Origin of the sequence: Lentzea tibetensis (assembly GCF_007845675.1) — a bacterium.
In the GTDB taxonomy this organism is placed as follows: domain Bacteria; phylum Actinomycetota; class Actinomycetes; order Mycobacteriales; family Pseudonocardiaceae; genus Lentzea; species Lentzea tibetensis.
The window spans coordinates 36,267-51,980 of record NZ_VOBR01000010.1 but is presented as its reverse complement, the minus strand read 5'-3'; the positions used below and the strand labels follow the sequence as shown (position 1 = coordinate 51,980).

General features: G+C 71.2%; 14 protein-coding genes. 7 read left to right on the top strand and 7 right to left on the bottom strand.

The window, feature by feature from the left end; translation table 11 throughout:
- Positions 1-16 precede the first annotated feature (16 nt).
- Positions 17-817, bottom strand: coding sequence for a chemotaxis protein CheB (locus FKR81_RS17430; RefSeq protein WP_146353117.1), 801 nt, complete (start codon positions 815-817; stop codon positions 17-19).
- 44 nt (positions 818-861) lie between these two features.
- The gene (locus FKR81_RS17425; protein ID WP_235921607.1) at positions 862-1,473 is read right to left on the bottom strand and encodes a uridine kinase family protein; all 612 of its coding nucleotides are present in this window, start codon (positions 1,471-1,473) and stop codon (positions 862-864) included.
- Between the two features lie 35 nt (positions 1,474-1,508).
- Here FKR81_RS17425 and FKR81_RS17420 point away from each other — a divergent pair, with 35 nt between their 5' ends.
- Together FKR81_RS17420 and FKR81_RS17415 are read left to right on the top strand one after the other, a co-directional pair.
- A complete protein-coding gene (locus tag FKR81_RS17420) occupies positions 1,509-2,858 on the top strand; it encodes a replication-associated recombination protein A (RefSeq protein ID WP_146353115.1) in 1,350 nt (449 codons plus the stop codon).
- Between the two features lie 29 nt (positions 2,859-2,887).
- Entirely contained in the window at positions 2,888-4,345 is a 1,458-nt protein-coding gene (locus tag FKR81_RS17415; protein WP_146353114.1) for a DUF6346 domain-containing protein, read from the top strand.
- Here FKR81_RS17415 and FKR81_RS17410 read toward each other — a convergent pair.
- Genes FKR81_RS17410 through FKR81_RS17390 form a run of 5 tightly spaced genes read right to left on the bottom strand, consistent with a single transcriptional unit; the run spans position 4,316 to position 10,895 of the window.
- The gene (locus tag FKR81_RS17410) at positions 4,316-6,070 is read right to left on the bottom strand and encodes an IucA/IucC family protein (RefSeq protein WP_235921606.1); all 1,755 of its coding nucleotides are present in this window, start codon (positions 6,068-6,070) and stop codon (positions 4,316-4,318) included. The genes FKR81_RS17415 and FKR81_RS17410 overlap by 30 nt on opposite strands.
- On the bottom strand, positions 6,051-7,355 hold the full coding sequence (locus FKR81_RS17405; protein ID WP_146353113.1) for a lysine N(6)-hydroxylase/L-ornithine N(5)-oxygenase family protein: 1,305 nt from the start codon (positions 7,353-7,355) through the stop codon (positions 6,051-6,053). Before FKR81_RS17405 ends, FKR81_RS17410 begins: the two co-directional genes overlap by 20 nt.
- Positions 7,352-7,936 carry a GNAT family N-acetyltransferase gene (locus tag FKR81_RS17400; RefSeq protein WP_235921605.1) on the bottom strand — a complete coding sequence of 195 codons (585 nt, stop codon included), beginning with the start codon at positions 7,934-7,936 and terminating at the stop codon, positions 7,352-7,354. Before FKR81_RS17400 ends, FKR81_RS17405 begins: the two co-directional genes overlap by 4 nt.
- Complete coding sequence (locus FKR81_RS17395; RefSeq protein WP_146353112.1) at positions 7,933-9,525, bottom strand: IucA/IucC family protein; 1,593 nt, start codon at positions 9,523-9,525, stop codon at positions 7,933-7,935. The genes FKR81_RS17400 and FKR81_RS17395 overlap by 4 nt, the downstream gene beginning before the upstream one ends.
- A complete protein-coding gene (locus FKR81_RS17390; RefSeq protein WP_235921604.1) occupies positions 9,522-10,895 on the bottom strand; it encodes a pyridoxal phosphate-dependent decarboxylase family protein in 1,374 nt (457 codons plus the stop codon). Before FKR81_RS17390 ends, FKR81_RS17395 begins: the two co-directional genes overlap by 4 nt.
- 209 nt (positions 10,896-11,104) lie before the next feature.
- Between FKR81_RS17390 and FKR81_RS17385 the strand changes: the two genes are divergently transcribed.
- From FKR81_RS17385 to ruvX, 5 genes are all read left to right on the top strand, one after another.
- A complete protein-coding gene (locus FKR81_RS17385; RefSeq protein WP_146353110.1) occupies positions 11,105-11,716 on the top strand; it encodes a C39 family peptidase in 612 nt (203 codons plus the stop codon).
- A 138-nt stretch (positions 11,717-11,854) separates the two neighbouring features.
- Positions 11,855-12,262 carry a DUF948 domain-containing protein gene (locus tag FKR81_RS17380; RefSeq protein WP_146353109.1) on the top strand — a complete coding sequence of 136 codons (408 nt, stop codon included), beginning with the start codon at positions 11,855-11,857 and terminating at the stop codon, positions 12,260-12,262.
- Entirely contained in the window at positions 12,259-12,525 is a 267-nt protein-coding gene (locus FKR81_RS17375) for a hypothetical protein (protein WP_146353108.1), read from the top strand. The genes FKR81_RS17380 and FKR81_RS17375 overlap by 4 nt, the downstream gene beginning before the upstream one ends.
- 53 nt (positions 12,526-12,578) lie before the next feature.
- A complete protein-coding gene (alaS, locus tag FKR81_RS17370; RefSeq protein ID WP_146353107.1) occupies positions 12,579-15,248 on the top strand; it encodes an alanine--tRNA ligase in 2,670 nt (889 codons plus the stop codon).
- Entirely contained in the window at positions 15,235-15,714 is a 480-nt protein-coding gene (gene ruvX / locus FKR81_RS17365) for a Holliday junction resolvase RuvX (protein WP_146353106.1), read from the top strand. Before alaS ends, ruvX begins: the two co-directional genes overlap by 14 nt.

Here is a 15,714-nt window from a genome sequence, read left to right as displayed (position 1 = left end):
CTGCCGTTGCCGGTGATCACTGTTCCAGCCCCCTCCGCGTCAGGTGGGCGCGCAGGACGTCGGCGGCCTCGGCCGCCTCCTGGTGCGCCCGTGCGTACCGCTCCGCCAGATAGGAGTGCGCGCGCGCCAGCGGGCTGGCCCGCATCCGCCGGGACAGCTCGGCCTTCTCGTCGAGCGTGTGCAGCGCGGTCCACAACGCCCGCTCCATGCTCAACTCGTCGCGCACCGGCCCGTCCGCGTCCACCTGCTGTCCCACGAGGTGCGCGAGCTGGTGGCCGATCTCGCCGACCGGCAGCACGTGGTCGACCCGCACGTGCCGGATCACGCTGAGCGGCATGCCGGAGCACCGCGCCTCCACCGGGTCCTGGACCAGGGCGACGCCACCGCGCGACTTGATCGCGACCATGCCCGCGGTGCCGTCGGCGAGCGCGCCGGACAGCACCACACCGATCGTGCGGGCGCCCCGCGTGCGGGCGGCGGAGGAGAAGAGCACGTCGACCGACGGCCGGTGGCCGAGCGCGGGCGGCTCGTCGGACAGGCGCAGCTGCTCACCGGACACGACCAGGTGCCGGTCCGGCGGCGCGACGTACACGCGGCCCGGCCGCACCGGCTGGCCGTCGGACACCGGGACGCAGCGCAGCGGACCGCTGCGGGACAGGATGAAGTGCAGCGCGCTCGGGCCGCGAGAAGGCATGTGCAGTACAACGGCGACGGCGGCGGGCAGATTCGCGGGCAGGCTCGCGACGAACTTCGTCAGCGCCTCGACGCCTCCGGCCGAGGCACCGACGACCACCAGGTCTCTGCGGGCAGGTGCCACGGCGACCACCTCTCGTGCCCACGGTTACCCCCACGGCCGCCGTGCTACACGGGCGCGTTGTCCGCGGTGTGCACGGACTTCGCGAGTTCCTCGCGTGCCCGCGCGGGGGTGAGCCGCCGCATGCCCGCCGCCTCGCAGCGCCGGACGACGCCCGGTTGCTCGCGCATCAGCCGCCAGCCCCTGCTGAGCAGCACCGGCACGGGCTTGCGGGCCTCGGACACGTCGCGGAAGAACCGCCGCAGGAACGTCACGGGCGCGCTCGGCGCGAGCACGATCGCGTCCTTCAGCACGCCCGTCTCGCGGGCCCGGCCGACCAGCAGGTCCGCGAACAAGCCCTCGGCGATGAACGCGGGCGCGTCGCCCAGGCTGACGGTCTGCGCGCCGACCCTGCGGTCCTCGCCGAGCGCGTACACCGGGGCATCGACCGAGCCCGTGCGGGCGAGGGTGACGACCGCCTCCAGCGCGTCGTCGTCGTTCCAGGAGCCCTCGGCGTCCCAGTCGGCCCTGCCGTGCGCGTCGCGGGGCAACAGCGGGTCGTCGCCTTCGCGGTAGAAGTCGTCCAGCCGCAGCACCGGCCAGCCGAGGCGGGCGGCGAGGGTGGACTTGCCGGAACCGGATGGGCCGGCGAGGAGTACGGCGCGGGGAGGAACAGCCACGAGCGTGCATTTTCGCACAGGTTAGGCTCGAACGCATGAGCGAAGGTCTGTTCGACGAGGGCCTGTTCGGCGCCACCGACGAGGAGAAAGCCGAGCGTCTGGCCGCGAACGCGCCGCTGGCCGTCCGGATGCGGCCCGCGGTGCTGGACGAGGTCGTCGGGCAGGATCACCTGCTCGGCCCAGGAGCGCCGCTGCGCAGGCTGGTGGAGGGCGCCACCCCGGCGTCGGTGATGCTCTACGGCCCGCCGGGCACCGGCAAGACGACGCTGGCCACGCTGGTGTCCAGGGCGACCGGCCGCCGGTTCGTGGCGCTGTCGGCGTTGTCGGCGGGCGTGAAGGAGGTGCGCGCGGTCATCGACGAGGCGCGTCGCCGCCTCGTGCGCTCCGGCGAGTCGACCGTCCTGTTCATCGACGAGGTGCACCGGTTCTCGAAGACCCAGCAGGACGCGCTGCTCGGCGCCGTCGAGGACCGCATCGTGCTGCTGGTCGCCGCCACCACGGAGAACCCGTTCTTCTCGGTCGTGTCACCGCTGCTGTCGCGCTCGCTGGTGCTCCAGCTGCGGCCGTTGACCGACGAGGGCGTGCTGGCGGTCGTCTCGCGCGCCGTGTCCGATCCGCGTGGACTCGGTGGTTCCGTGACGGTCGACGCCGACGCGCTCGACCACCTGGTCCGGCTGGCCGGTGGCGACGCCCGGCGCGCGCTGACCGCGCTGGAGGCCGCGGCCGACTCGGCGGTCGCCTCGAACGACGGTGTCGTGTCGCTCGCCGTGCTGGAGTCCACTGTGGACAAGGCGGCGGTCAGGTACGACCGGCAGGGCGACCAGCACTACGACGTGACGTCGGCGTTCATCAAGTCCATCCGCGGCTCGGACGTCGACGCCGCGCTGCACTACCTGGCGCGCATGATCGAGGCGGGCGAGGACCCCCGCTTCATCGCGCGGCGCCTGGTGATCCACGCGTCCGAGGACGTCGGCATGGCCGACCCGACGGCGTTGCAGGTGTGCGTCGCCGCGGCACAGGCCGTGCAGCTGATCGGGCTGCCGGAGTGCGCGCTGAACCTCGCGCAGGCCACCATCCACCTGGCGACCGCGCCGAAGTCCAACGCCGTCACCACCGCCATCTACGGCGCCATCGAGGACGTGCGGAAGGGCTTCGTCGGCACGGTCCCGCCGCATTTGCGCGATGGGCACTACGCGGGCGCCGCGAAGCTCGGCAACGCGCAGGGCTACCACTACCCGCACGACGTGCCGGAAGGCGTGCTCACGCAGCAGTACCCGCCGGACGACCTCGTGGGCCGCGACTACTACTCGCCCACGCCGCGCGGTGCCGAGCGGGCGCTGTCCGAGCGGCTTCCCAAGCTGCGCAAGGTGATCCGCGGCGAGTAGCCCGTTCGGCTGCGTTACTCTCCGGCCGTGTGGAGCAAACAGAACTGGGGGAGCTGAAGCGCAGGGTGCTTCGGCTGGTGTTCGCGGTCCTGGTCATGCCGCTGCTCGGCTGGCTGCTGGGCGCGACGATCATCAACGCGTTCACCGACAGGTACGGTCCCGATCCCGCGCCGCGGCCGGGGCAGACGTTCGCCATCGCGCGGGAGTGCGACCGGCACGGTCCGGTCAGCACGCACGGGTTCGGCTTCTGGCACCAGTGCATGGCGGACCTGGGGCAGCACGACGGGCCGTTCGCGCGCAGGCCGGTGAACTTCCTGACGCCCGCCGACATCGGTCAGCACGTGCCGGTCGTCAAGGAGGGGACCGGGCGGCGGTCGCACCACGTCCGCGCCGCCGACCAGCCGCTCGCGTGGTGGGGCTGGCTCGCGCTGCCGTTCGCCCTCGGGTGGCTGTACCTGACCTACCTCACGGCACGCCCGGTGCTGCGGAAGATCAAGGCCGAGGTCGACGCCGACGACGCGGCCGGCTACCAGCGGCCCACCGAAGAACCGAGCAGGGACGTCGTCGTCAGCGGTGGGCGGAAGATGTGGCTCGGCTTCAAAGGGCACCTGATCGTGCTGGTGCTCGCCGTCGTCCCGGCCGTCCGGTCGACGCCGTGGGCGTTCGGGGACTACCCGAACCACACCGCGCTGGCCGTCGGCGGATGGGCGGTGGTGCTGCTGGTCGTCGGCAACTGGGTGCGGCGCGCGGTGTTCATGCCGTCGGTCACGATCTCGCCCGAGGGCATGGCGTGGGGCAGAACGAAGCTCGGCTGGGCCGAGATCGGACGGGTGCACCTGACCAGGGCCAACACCCTGGTCATCGAGCCCCGGACGGGGGAGACCACGCGGATCAGGCGGTTCGGGGACGAGCAGGCCACCCGCATCCACGTGGCAATGGGGCACTTCGCGACGGTGCCCTACACGCGGGAAGGGCAGGCCGCACCACCCGAAGCGCTGTCCGAGCCGGAACCCGTGGCGGACGAGCTGCCGAGCGGTGAGGTGTCGGTCATCTCGGGCGGGCGCAAGCCGTGGCTGCGCGGCGGATGGCTCGTGATGGTGCTCGTGATCGCCGGTTCTGGTGCCACCCTCTACACGACCGAGATCGTCGGCGGCAGCCCGAAGGCCAGCTCGTACGGCCTGGTGTGCTGGGCGGTGCTGCTCGTCATCGCGGGCGACCGGGTGCGCAGGTGGAAGTTCGCGCCGGAGATCACCGCGTCGCCGGAGGGACTGGCGTGGCGGCGCGGAATGCTGTCGTGGCAGGAGATCTCACGGGTCCACCTGTCGCGGGGCAACGTCGTGTCGATCCAGCCGGTCGGCGGCGAGCTCGCGCAGATCGGGCCGTTCGGCGACGAGCAGGCCGACCAGGTGCACGGTGCGCTGCTGCGGTTCGCACGCGCCGAGTACACCCGCGAGGGCTCACCAGCCGTCCACGGGAGCGATCGCTGACACGGAGTGCATCGGGTTCGGGACCTCGCCCGCCGACGGGATCGGCGGACGCTGGGCGAGGTCCCGGTACCCGAGCGTGAGCCGGTAGCCGTTCAACGGGAACCGCGTGAAACTGGGCCCCAGCAACGTTCCCGCGTCCATCCGCGACGCGAGGTCGGGGTGGCGGTTGCGGTAGGACTCGACCTCGCCGCGCACCATGCCCCAGAACTGGGCCTCGGTCAGCGGCAGGAGCAGCTGCAACGGGCGGAAGACACCGACCAGCAGCGCGTCGACCAGGTACTGCCGCAGCACGTTCCAGTGCTTGCGCGGCAGCACCCGGTCGTGCGAGTCGGGTTCGAGCCCGCGCTCGGGCACCGGCTCCACGGACACGTTCACGTCGTCGACCAGGTCGTGGATCACCGCGCGGACCGGCACACCGCCGGAGCAGATGATCGCCACGTTCTCGCCGTGCGGGTTCACCGTGATGCCGTACGTGTAGAGCACGTGCAGCAACGGCCGCAGCAGCACGCGCAGCAGCGCGGCGAACCAGTCCGCGGCGGAAAGTCCGGACAGGCGAACGAACTCACCGACCAGCGGCGTGCCCCACGGGTCGACGTGCAGCGCCGCCGCGAGTGACCACGCGGTCTCGCCGGGACCGACGTGCGGGGTGAGCGGCTCGCGCCAGATGCACCCCAGCGTCTCCAGCCACTGGTACGGCACGTCGCCCGCGCGCGTCAGGTGCGGGTGCCGCACGGTCACCGACGCGAACTCGCCCAGCAGCACCGTGCCCCACTCGGACAGCAGCTTGTCGCGCGACCACAGACCCTGCAGCCACTGGGTGGTCATCGGCGCGGCGGCCGTGCAGTGCGGCGGGATGCCGCGGTACACGGCGGTGTTGAGGATTCGCAGCGGCAGCTTCACCTGCGCGCGGCCCGGACTGTCCACGTTGCACATCGTGCGCACGGACTGCGTCGGCAGGTACCAGTCGGGCGCCTCGCCGAGCTCGACCAGGCGGCCGGTCGCCAGCTCGGGTGCCCACATCGTGCGCACCACGTGGTCCAGCTGCCACGGGTGGACCGGCAGCCACACGTACGCGGCCGGGTCGAGGCCCAGGTCGTTCAACGCCTCGGTGAACCGCTCGCGCGTCGCCGCGTCCAGCTCGTCGGCGAACAGCGACGACTCGGACACCGTCGAGGTGGCCCGGAACTCGGCGAGACCGCGGTGCGCGGCGAGCCAGGCCAGCCGCACCGGGGTGCGCGACTCGGGTGCGTAGCGCTCGCGGTCGGACTCGGCGAACCCGACGCGGCCCTTGTTCGCGAACAGCCACGGGTGGCCGGTGAGGTGACCGTCCAGCTCGATGTGCGGCAACGAGGTCAGCTCGGCGACCGGGCGCGCGGTCGACGCGAGCGCCACGTCCGCCGCCAGCGTCGAGGTCGTCTCGGACAGCAGGCCCGCGGTCGTCGAGCCGTCGACCCCCATGTGGCGGCACGCGTCGACGAGGAACTGCTGCACGTCCTCGCACGGCTCGACCACGTCGTCGCCGAGGATGCCGGACGCGGCCCGGCGCACCGAGCCGGGCGTGACGACCCAGCCGTCGAACGCCGTCCGCTCGGCTTCGAACGTGTAGACGGACTCGGCGAAATGCAATACGCAGCCCTGCTCGGGGGTGAGCCGCTGCTCGAAGCACAACTCGCCGATGATCTTCGCGAGCAGCCTTCGCGAGCACTCACGCCACAGGTCGGTCAACAGAGTCTCCCGGTGCGGTGAAGCTGGTGAACGCGGTCCGCTTGGGCAGCGGGTACACCTCGCGGCCGGTGACCGCGTTGATGATCGTCGCGTTGCGGACGGCGCCGATCCCGAGGTCGGGCGCGGCGACGCCGTGGCTGTGCAGGTCCGCGTTGGCCACGAACACCCGGCCCGCCACCACGGGCGCCAGCTCGACGGAGTGGTCGAGCCCGACGACGAACCGGCCGTGCGAGTCGCGCTTGACCAGCGGCTCGAGCGGTTGCAGGAACACGGGCCTGCGCTGCCGGTACCCGGTCGCGGCGATCACCAGGTCGGTGGTGTGCTCGAACGCCCGGCCGGTGTCGCGGTGCGTGCACGTCAGCACCGCCTGCCCGGAGTACGACACGCGCGACTCGCGGATCGCCGTGCCCGGCCGCAGCTCCACCTCGCGCAGCCCGTGCAGCAGCTCCCGCCGGTACAGCAGGTCGTGCAGCTCGTCGATCGTGCCCTCGGAGATCGCCTTGTAGTGCCGCCACTGCTCGGCCACCAGCGAGTCGCGCTTGTCCTGCGGCAGCGAGTGGAAGTGCCGCACGTACCCCGGCGTCGTCATCTCCAGCACGAGCTTCGTGTAGTCCAGCGGCGCGAACACCGGCGTGCGGGTCAGCCAGCTCACCGCTGGTCCGCCGGACATGTTGCGCCGCAACAGGTCCAGCACCACCTCCGCGCCCGACTGGCCGGAGCCGACGACCGTCACGTGCTCGACGTCGACGTCCCGGTTGAGGTAGTCGGCGCTGTGCATCAGCCGCTCGGACGGCAGGTTCGCCAGCGCGTCGGGCACGTACGGCTCCGTGCCCACCCCGAGCACCAGGTCGTCGCCGTGCACGGTGATCCGCTTGCCGTCGCCGCGGGTCGCCTGCACGGCGAACCGCTCGCCGTCCCACCGCACCGACTCGACGCGGTGGGAGAACCGCACGGACGGCAGCCGCGACGCGGCCCAGCGCAGGTAGTCCTCGTACTCGCGGCGCGTCGGGTGGAACCGCTCGCGCACGTAGAACGGGTACAGCCGGTCCACGTCGTGCAGGTAGGCGAGGAACGACAGCGGGTGCGTCGGCGCCACCATGCTCACCAGGTCTGCCAGGAAGCTGACCTGCAGCACCGCGTCGTCGAACATGACGCCCGGATGCCAGCGCAGCTCGCGCTCCGCTTCCAGCACCACCACGTCGAGGTCGTCCACAGTGGACGCCAGTGCCGCCAGCCCCAGGTTGAACGGCCCGCAGCCGATGGCCACGACCTTCTTGGGAGTCATCGCGGGCACACCATCAGCGCGGCCACCTTGTCCGGCAGCAGGATCTCGTCCGCGAGCTGGAAACCACCGGCCTGGAACGACTTGATGGCGCGCGTGTTGCGCACGTCCGGCTCCAGGATCACCCGCGTGCACTGCGGGTCCGCGTCGAACAGCGCCCGCGTCAGCACCGGCAGCAGCGTCCGGACCAGCCCGCGATCGGTCATCGCCAGCTCACCGACGGCGATGTGCAGCCCGATGTCGTGCGGCCGGGCGTGGTAGCACTTCGCGACGCGGTCGCGCGCCGCCCGGTACACCTCCAGGTAGATCACCGGCCTGCCCTCCAGCGCCACCAGCACCGGCCGGATGTCGTTGCCGGCCAGGTGGTCGCGCAGCTCCAGCTCCCACCGGTCGCGCGGCCACGCCTGCCGCCAGAACGCCGCCACGTGCGGCGACTGCATCCACCGGTGGATCAGGTCGAGGTGGAACCCGTCCGGGTCGGCCAGCCGCGCGTCCCACGGCTGCGGCAGCACCGGTAACGGTGGCGCTGGTGCCTCCACGTGCCCGGCCGTCCGGTACGAGTCGAGGTGGCTCACGGGCCTCACTTGGCCTCCAGCAACGGGTTCGGCGTGTCCAGGTACACAGATTGCGCGTCGAGTGGTGCCAGGACCTCGTCGATCCCCTGCAACCGCGTCAGCAGATTTCCCTTGCACGGCAACGTGGGTGCGGTCAGCCAGCGGCGCGCCAGCCGGTCGCCGTCCGGACCGGCCTTGGCCAGCGCGGGCAGTGCTTCCTCGAGTCTTCCGGCGAGCACGCCCAGCAGCTCCCGCTCGTCGGCGACGCCGTGCGCGCCGAAGCAGCCGATCGGCGCGAGCGCCTGGTTGCGCAGCAGGTAGTAGGTGAGCCGGTCGTCGACGATCGCGTCGTCCACCACGGCCAGCCGCGAGTGCTCGGCACCCAGGTGGTCGAGCAGCTTCGGCAGGTACGACGACGCCAGGTAATAGCCCTGGTTGTCCCGGTACGCACCACCGGACGCGTCCTCGCGCACCAGCGTGTTCTGCTGGTGCCCCTCCAGCCCGATCCCGGTCTCCGCGTACAGCTTCAGCATCGGCACCAGCACGTGGTCGGTGTACGACGCGACCCACGCGGCCGGATCGGGCACGACCGAGATCAGCTTGCTGGGCCCGATCCCCGGTCGCGGCGCCACCAGACCGGCGAGGCAGCGCAGGTCGGTGAGTCCGGGCGGCACGTCCCGCACCGCCACGTCGAGCCCGGTCACGTCACCGTGCTCGTCGACCGCGATCCACGACGGGTCCCGCACGACCGTGAACTCGGGGTGCGCCAGCACCGTCTCGGCCGCGTACCCGGTGTCCAGCAGCTGCTTGATCTCCATGCCGCGGCGCAGCTCGGTCGCCGTCGACTCGCGCCGCGAGTTCGTGATCCGCAGGCCCAGCGACAGCTTCAGCATCACCGGCGCGCCCGGCCGGTACACGGTGCGCAGCGACGACGTCGGGAACCACTCGGGCCCGAACTCGCCGAGCGACTCGAGCAGACCGTGTTCCAGCAACGACCTGATCCGCGGCCGCTGCACCAGGTCGTGCGCCTGCCACGGGTGCGCGGGGATCAGCAGCTTCCCGTCGACGTGCCGCCCGGCGAGCTCCTGCATCAGCACGTCCGCACCGCCGGCGTGCGACACCACCGACGGGTCCGCCGCGAACCAGTGCAGCGGGAACGACCCGCGCAGCTCCGGTGCGAACCGCGCGTTGTCCCGGTCGGAGATCCCGTCGCGCGACTTCGGCGCCGGGTGGTGCAGGTGCCCGAGCAGGAGCGACTGCTCGGCGTCCAGGAACCCGTCCGCGGGGGTGGGGGAGTGGCCGCGGTGCTCCAGGAACCCGGCGACCCTGCGCACCGACTCGGCAGTGCGCTCGACGAGGTCAGCCGTCTCGCCGCCCAACTCCTGCGCCACCAAGGCGACTGCCAGCACCGGGTCGGCCGGAAGCGTTCCGATCGTCACCGGCCCGAACGTGTGCCAGCCCGTCGCCGACGCGTGCCGCACCTCGGTGTGCAGCGCGAGCCCGGTCGACGGCAGCGGAACCGTCAGCGGGCCGGGCGAAACCGCTGTGTTGGTCTCTCGCACCCAAGCCCGCAACAGGGCCTCCAGGTGCGCGTGCTCGGCGTCCGTGCGTGTGCTCATGCGACGCCCTCCTGTCGCAGCATCTCCTCGGTCACGGCACCGGCGTGGCGCACCAGGCCCAGCAGCCGGACGAGGTCGTCGGGTGTGGTCTTCGGGTTGAGCAGCGTGAACTTCAGGCATGTCGCCTTGCCGACCTCGGTGCGCCCGACCAGCGCGACGCCGGTGCGCATCAGGTGCCGCCGCAGCTCGGCGTTCACCGCGTCGGTCAGCTCGGGATCCGATGCGGTGTAACGGAACACGACCGTCGTCAGGGTCACCCCGCCGATCAGCTCGAACGCCGGGTCCTCGGCCAGCAACGCGGCGGCGTGCTGCGCGAGCGAGTGGCAGTGGTCGACGAGCTGCCCCAGCCCCTCCCTGCCGAACGCGAGCAGCGTGGCGGCCACCTTCACCGCGTCCGGCCGCCGGGTCGTCTGCAGCGAGCGGCCGAGCAGGCCGTCGTACCCGGCCGTCCGGTCGTCCTCCGGGTTCAGGTAGGCCACCGAGCGGTTCAGCGGCTCGAACGCCGCCGCCGACCGCACCAGCAACGCCGACGCGGCCGCGGGCTGCCAGCCGATCTTGTGCAGGTCCGCGGTGATCGAGTCGGCCAGCTCCAGCCCGTCGAGCAACGGCGCCAGCCGCGTGGAGAACAACGCGCCGAAGCCGTACGCGGCGTCGACGTGGAACCACGCGCCGTGCGCCGCGGCGATCTCCGCGACCTCGCGGAGCGGGTCGATCGAGCCGAAGTCGGTCGTGCCCGCGGTCGCGACGACCGCGACCGGCGTCGACGCGTGCCGCAGCGCGCGGGCCAGCGACGACGGCTCCATCCGGAACGACGAGTCGACCTCGATCGGGCGCACCGCGTTCTCGCCGATCCCGAGCGTCGCGCACGCCCGCTGCACAGAGAAGTGCGCCAGCTCCGAGCAGTACACGGTCGGCTCGACCAACTCGGCGACCCCGTCGAGCCGCACGTCGACGCCGTGCCGCGCGGCGGCCGCGTCGCGGGCCAGCAGCAGCGCGGTGAGGTTCGAGATCGTGCCGCCGGGCGTGAACACCCCGTCGCCCGACGGATACCCGGCCAGCGTGGCGAGCCGCGCGACGACCCAGCGTTCGACGGCGATCGCGGCCGGACCGGAGTCGTAGGTGTCGAGCGAGGCGTTCGACGCGCTCGCCAGCGCGTCCGCGAGCACCGCGACGGCCAGCGGTGGCGGTTGCAGGTGGGCTGCCGAGTACGGGGACCGCAGGCCGACGCCGTACGTCTCGAGCACGTCGGCGAGCCTGCGCAGTGCCTGCTCCTGGCCGATCCCGTGTTCCGGCAGTTGGTCGCCCAGCGACCCGGCCGCGGCCGCCAGCACGTGCGCGGGCCGTCCGGGGGGCAGGGACCTGGGGTGCACGACACCTCCGCATGAATTCAACTAAGGGTAGGCTTACCTCATCTACTCCGAGTCGCGTGTGTCAAGCCCCGTGTGATCACCGTTTCACGGTCGGTGACCACGCTAGTCGCTGAAACACGTGGTTTCGGTGGGCCGATTGGGGGACGTGTGACTGGACGTGCAGCTACCTGCAAGCGAACTGAAAGCCGCGATTCCTAACGTCCCGCGCCATGGGAACTCTCAGGAAACTCACCGCGATGATGGTGATGGCGATGGCTGTGACGCTCGCGCCCTCCGCGCCGGCGACTGCCGCCGCCGGTGACTGGATGTCCGTCACGTGGCAGAAGCAGCAGACCGGCTACTGGTGCGGTCCCGCGGCCATCCGCATGGCGATCTCCGCGCGGACGTCCTCGCTGCCGACCCAGGCCGCCATCGCCGCCAGGGTCGGCACCACACCGGACGCGGGTACGAACCGCTACCAGGTGCGCGACGGGATCAACAGCTACCTCAACAGCCGCTACCAGGTGTTCAACGTGAACAACCCGATGACACCCGCGCAGCTCGACGCGATGTGGGGGATGTTCAAGCGCAACGTCGGGATCAACTGGGCCACGCCGGTCAACATCGTCACCAGGCCGGGAGGGGTGCGGCCGCCGGGGTACGCGGCGAGCACCAACGTCGACCACTGGGTCGTGGTGACGGGGTGGTCGTTCGACGGGACCAACAACTACGTCCACGTGCACGACCCGGCGTCGGGGAGTCCGGGCTTCAACAGCTCGCCGACCTGGAGCATGACCCTGTGGTCGTTCCGGCAGCTCGTCACGAAGACCTACGTGGCCTGAGGCCGCCGAATCGCCGTGGAGGCCGCCGTCGCGACGCGACGGCGGCCTCCACGGCAAAGGGAGACCTGATCAGGGTCGTGAGCTGGCGCACGGTAATCTGACCGGCACTTCCGCCAGTCGCTCCCACCAGGAGGATCCGTGTCGCCAGGGCAGATCGCCGCACTGGTCGCCGCCGGTGCGTTCGTGCTGCTTGTGCTCCTGCTGGCGATCCCGTTGATCAAGCTGGGACGCACGCTCGACGAAGCCACCGTCGCGATCCGCAAGGCGCACCAGAACAGCGACCCGCTGTTCGACGAGGCCAACACGACGCTGACGCACGTCAACACGCAGCTCGAGCGGGTCGACGGCATCACGGCCAACGCCAAGGCCGTCACCGGCAACGTCTCCGCGCTCACGAGCCTGTTCACCGCCACGCTCGGCAGCCCGCTGGTCAAGGTCGCCGCGCTGTCCTACGGCGTCAGCAAGGCCGTCAAGGCCCGCAGGAAGGCCGCGCAGGAGCCGAACAAGCACGCCCGCCGCCGTCCTCGCAAGGGAGGCAAGCGATGAGCCGCCTCTTCTGGTTCGGGCTCGGCGCCGCCGCGGGCATCATCGCCGCGCGCAAGGCCGCCGAGGTCACAAAGCAGGCGACCCCCGCGGGCATCGGCGCTAACGTGGGTGAAGGCCTGCGTGAACTCGCGGGCGCGCTCGGTTCCTTCGGGGCCGAGGTGCGCGCCGGGATGGCCGAACGGGAGCAGGAGTTGCAGGAGACCGTGGAACGTCAGACGGGCCAGACGCCGGGGCGCCGAGCGCCCAGGGCGAACGACAGGTAGTCGTTCGCCTCTTCCGCGCGCCCTGACAACTTTTCTGAACCCGAGGAACTTCCGTGCAGACCCACGAGATCATCAAGCGTTTCCGCGAGCACTTCGAGAACGCCGGGCACAAGTACATCCCGAGCGCCTCCCTGTTGCTCGACGACCCGAACCTGCTGTTCGTCAACGCCGGCATGGTGCCGTTCAAGCCGTACTTCCTCGGCGAGGCCCCGCCGCCCGCCCCGCGGATGACGAGCATCCAGAAGTGCGTGCGCACGCCGGACATCGACGAGGTCGGCAAGACGACGCGCCACCTCACGTTCTTCCAGATGGCCGGCAACTTCTCGCTCGGCGACTACTTCAAGGAAGACGCCATCCGGCTCGCCTGGGAGCTGATCACCAAGTCCCAGGACGACGGCGGCTACGGCTTCGACCCCGAGCGCATCTGGGTCACCGTCTACCTGGACGACGACGAGGCCATCGAGCTCTGGCAGAAGATCGCCGGCCTGCCGCTGGAGCGCATCCAGCGCCGCGGCGTCGAGGACAACTTCTGGTCGATGGGCGTGCCCGGCCCGTGCGGCCCGTGCTCGGAGATCTACTACGACCGCGGCCCCGCCTACGGCAAGGAGGGCGGGCCCATCGTCGACGAGGACAGGTACCTGGAGATCTGGAACCTCGTCTTCATGCAGAACATCCGCGGTGAGGGTGGCGCCAAGAAGGACTACCCGATCCTCGGCGAGCTGCCGTCGAAGAACATCGACACCGGCATGGGCGTCGAGCGCGTCGCCTACCTGCTGCAGGGCGTCGACAACGTCTACGAGACGGACCTGGTCCGCGCCGTGATCAGCAAGGCCGAGGAGCTGTCCGGCCGCAAGTACGGCGACAACGAGACCGACGACATCCGGTTCCGCGTCATCGCCGACCACGCCCGCAGCGGCGTGCTGCTCGTCGGCGACGGCGTCACGCCCGGCAACGAGGCCCGCGGCTACGTGCTGCGCCGCCTGCTGCGCCGCATCGTGCGCTCCAGCCGCCTGCTCGGCGTGAACGAGCCGGTGCTCAACCAGTTCGCCGAGGTCGTCCGCGACTCGATGGGCCCGGCCTACCCCGAGCTGGTCAGCGGGTTCGCCCGCATCCAGCAGGTGCTCAAGGCCGAGGAGGACACGTTCCTCCGCACGCTCGACGCCGGTTCGCGGATCTTCGAGAACGCCGCCGCCGAGGTGAAGGCCGACGGCCGCGCCACGCTGCCCGGTGACCAGGCCTTCCAGCTGCACGACACCTACGGCTTCCCGATCGACCTCACCCTGGAGATGGCCTCCGAGGCCGGGCTGAGCGTCGACGAGGACGGCTTCCGCAAGCTGATGGCCGAGCAGCGCGCCCGCGCCAAGGCCGACGCCGCCGGCAAGAAGACCGGCCACGGCGACCAGACCGTGTACCGCGAGCTGCTCGAGCTGGGTGCCACCGAGTTCACCGGGTACCAGGAGCTGGCCTCCGAGGCCACGCTGCGCGGCATCATCAACGAGGGCAAGCGGGTCAAGTCGGCTCGCGAAGGCGAGATCGTCGAGGTCGTGCTCGACCGCACGCCGCTCTACGCCGAGTCCGGTGGCCAGGAGAGCGACGCCGGCACCATCGTGACCGGCAACGCCGAGCTCGAGGTCATCGACGTCCAGAAGGTCTCCCGCAAGCTGTTCGTGCACCAGGTGCGCGTGCTCAGCGGTGAGATCGCCGAGGGCGAGCACGTCGAGGCCCGCGTCGACCCGGAGTGGCGCGTCGGCGCCCGCCAGGGCCACTCGGGCACGCACGTCGTGCACGCCGCCCTGCGTCAGGTGCTCGGCCCGTCCGCCCTGCAGAGCGGCTCGTACAACAAGCCCGGCTACCTGCGCCTGGACTTCGCCTGGACCGGTGGTCTCTCGGACGAGGCCAAGTCCGAGATCGAAGAGGTCTCGAACCTCGCCGTGCGCAAGGACCTGCCGGTGCAGGCCATCTACACGGACATGTCCGGTGCCCAGGAGCTCGGCGCCGTCGCCCTGTTCGGCGAGACCTACGACGAGACCGTTCGCGTCATCGAGATCGGCGGCCCCTGGTCGCGCGAGCTCTGCGGTGGCACGCACGTCGAGCACTCGTCGCAGATCGGCGCCATCACGCTGCTCGGCGAGTCGTCCGTCGGCTCCGGCGTGCGCCGCTTGGAGGCCTACGTGGGCATCGAGGCCATGCGCTACCTGGCCAAGGAGCGGGCCATCGTGCAGAACCTGAGCGACATGCTCAAGGTGACCGGCGAGAACCTGCCCGGCCGCATCGAGGCCCTGCTCGACCGGCTCAAGTCGGCCGAGAAGGAGCTGGAGAAGGTCCGCGCCGCCGAGCTGCTCGCTTCCGCCGGTGAGCTGGCCGCCAAGGCCCTCGACATCCGCGGCCTGTCGTTCGTGGCCCACGTGGCCGAGGGCGTGTCGGGCAACGACCTGCGCACGCTCGGCGGCGAGATCCGCAACCGGCTGGGCAACCGGCCGGGCGTGGTGGCCCTGTTCGCTCCGGACGGCGACAAGGTCAGCTTCGTGGTCGCCACCACGGCCGCGGCCCGCGACCTGGGCATCGCCGCCGGCAAGCTGGTGCCCGTGTTCGGCCCGGCCATCGCCGCCCGCGGCGGTGGCAAGCCGGATCTGGCCCAGGGCGGCGGCACGAATCCGTCTGGGATCCAGGACGCCGTCGCGGTGCTGACCAACGAACTGGACAAGGTGCTTGAGCAGCGCTGATTCGCCCTTCGTCGACGATCCGGGCCCCGGAAAGCGGCTCGGCGTCGACGTCGGTTCCGTGCGGGTGGGAATATCTCTCAGCGATCCGACAGCATTTCTGGCCACGCCGCTGGTTACCCTGCAGCGAGACGAGAAGGGTGGTTCGGACCTTTCCGAGCTCACCGCTCTCGTGGCCGAGCACGACGTTGTCGAGATCGTGGTCGGTTTGCCCAAGACCCTGGCCGGGCGACACGGACCAGCGGCTGAGGTGGCGACGGCGTACGCTGCCGCCTTGGCCGATCGGGTCGCCCCCGTGCCGGTTCGGCTCAGTGACGAGCGCCTGACGACCGTCGTCGTGAGCCGGGTGCTGGCGCAGCGGGGCGTGAAGGGCAAGAAACAGCGCGCCGTGGTCGACCAGGCCGCTGCAGTGGAGATCCTGCAGTCCTGGTTGGATGCGCGAGCGCGAGCGGTTGCCCGAAAGGAATGA

Excerpts from the sequence above, each read along its gene's own strand:
- FKR81_RS17420 (WP_146353115.1), top strand. The coding sequence starts at position 1,509 with ATGAGCGAAGGTCTGTTCGACGAGGGCCTGTTCGGCGCCACCGACGAG.
- FKR81_RS17385 (WP_146353110.1), top strand. The coding sequence starts at position 11,105 with ATGGGAACTCTCAGGAAACTCACCGCGATGATGGTGATGGCGATGGCT.
- FKR81_RS17375 (WP_146353108.1), top strand. The coding sequence starts at position 12,259 with ATGAGCCGCCTCTTCTGGTTCGGGCTCGGCGCCGCCGCGGGCATCATC.
- FKR81_RS17405 (WP_146353113.1), bottom strand. The coding sequence starts at position 7,355 with ATGACTCCCAAGAAGGTCGTGGCCATCGGCTGCGGGCCGTTCAACCTG.
- FKR81_RS17395 (WP_146353112.1), bottom strand. The coding sequence starts at position 9,525 with ATGAGCACACGCACGGACGCCGAGCACGCGCACCTGGAGGCCCTGTTG.